Source organism: Fructobacillus tropaeoli (assembly GCF_001047135.2).
GTDB classification, from domain to species: domain Bacteria; phylum Bacillota; class Bacilli; order Lactobacillales; family Lactobacillaceae; genus Fructobacillus; species Fructobacillus tropaeoli.
In genome coordinates this window covers 1-1,262 of sequence record NZ_DF968122.1, presented here as the reverse complement: position 1 = coordinate 1,262, position 1,262 = coordinate 1, and the positions used below count along the sequence as shown (strand labels likewise).

General features: G+C 40.9%; 3 protein-coding genes. All 3 read right to left on the bottom strand.

Translation table 11 applies throughout. The features are described 5' to 3' along the window. Positions 1-103, bottom strand: a 103-nt coding sequence (locus tag AOQ32_RS08255; RefSeq protein ID WP_114679996.1) for a DUF3850 domain-containing protein, incomplete at its 3' end; no start/stop codon positions are given. After that, entirely contained in the window at positions 103-795 is a 693-nt protein-coding gene (gene pnuC / locus AOQ32_RS08250) for a nicotinamide riboside transporter PnuC (protein ID WP_059394388.1), read from the bottom strand. The genes AOQ32_RS08255 and pnuC, both read right to left, overlap by 1 nt. Next, positions 779-1,180 carry a YopX family protein gene (locus tag AOQ32_RS08245; protein WP_059394387.1) on the bottom strand — a complete coding sequence of 134 codons (402 nt, stop codon included), beginning with the start codon at positions 1,178-1,180 and terminating at the stop codon, positions 779-781. Before AOQ32_RS08245 ends, pnuC begins: the two co-directional genes overlap by 17 nt. Positions 1,181-1,262: the final 82 nt, after the last annotated feature.

The window sequence follows — 1,262 nt, the reverse complement described above, 5'->3', positions numbered from 1 at the left end:
CAACATGATAGTCTCTATCATTCTTCCGAATTTCAAATGTTTTCAAGCCATTATTAACTAAATCAAAATATTTTTCGTCTAATTTCAATTCATGTACTTTCATCACTTACTCCAGACAGACACGAAGCGCCCGTACAATGCTGTCATCAGATAGAATGCCATTGTCAACAACATTGGCAGTGAACTAGCGGAATACCCAGCAGATAGAGCAGTAATCCAAAGCACAATATTGACCACATCAGCCATTAGCCAAAGCGTGTAACTGTCACCGTAGCCCAAGAACACATAAATCGATGCAAACGCACCTATTACCAACGTCAATGAGTCCCATACTGGGTTCGTGTCGCCTAACCAAGTGTAGACAACAATAAGTGGAATCCAGATAATGAACATCAATGCCACTGTTGACAGCCAGTTGCCAAAACTCAAATGCTTAACGCCGTTAATAATACGGTGTCCCCAACTCTTCCACGTCACAATCAGCGGAACATCAATCAATGCCACGAACACTAACTGATCCAATACGCTGGCATAGTGTCCAGCAGTCCAATTGACGTAGATAAATCCTAGTGCACTAATAAGCCCAAGTAGCCCATTGATAGGCTTTCCAATCATCATGTAGACCGTGCATGCTGACCCAACCAACGTGGCCACTAGCGTGATAACTGATAGTCCAGTAATAGGTGCAACCATGAATAGTGCCAACTGAACTCCGACCATAAATGCCAGCATAACTGCACCAGCAGTGTTCAATGACTTAATTTCTTGGACTAACCATTTAACGTAATTTTTCATTGTTTTTCTCCAATAATTCTTTGTTCTCGTGAATGTTTCCGATTACTTCTGATTCATAAAAAGCAACGCTCAAACCCCTCCGCTGATGGCTATTTGAATGAACGCAGAACATAGCACAATCATTAAAATAGGCGACTTTCATTATAAAAATGTCATTAGAACCACGAGCAACGCACTTCATAATATCGCCCTCGTAGATTTCTTGGCCGTTCTTATCGTGCAGGCCCGTAAATTGTTCAACCACCGTGTTGTGAACGATAGATTCAACTAGTTCGTCGTCATCATATTCTCCTACATCGCCATTGTCCGCATAAATAACGTGTTCATCTTGGTTTAACCATTCTTCGCAATTCTCGTCCCAAATCCTAAACTTAATTTCTCGCATGATTATTCACTCCATTCTGAAATGTATTTGTCTGCTGGAAAAATTCGAAAATGACCGTCTGAAGTGTAAACTTTATACCATT

Coding starts and splice junctions, on each gene's coding strand:
- pnuC (WP_059394388.1), bottom strand. CDS start 795: ATGAAAAATTACGTTAAATGGTTAGTCCAAGAAATTAAGTCATTGAAC.
- AOQ32_RS08245 (WP_059394387.1), bottom strand. CDS start 1,180: ATGCGAGAAATTAAGTTTAGGATTTGGGACGAGAATTGCGAAGAATGG.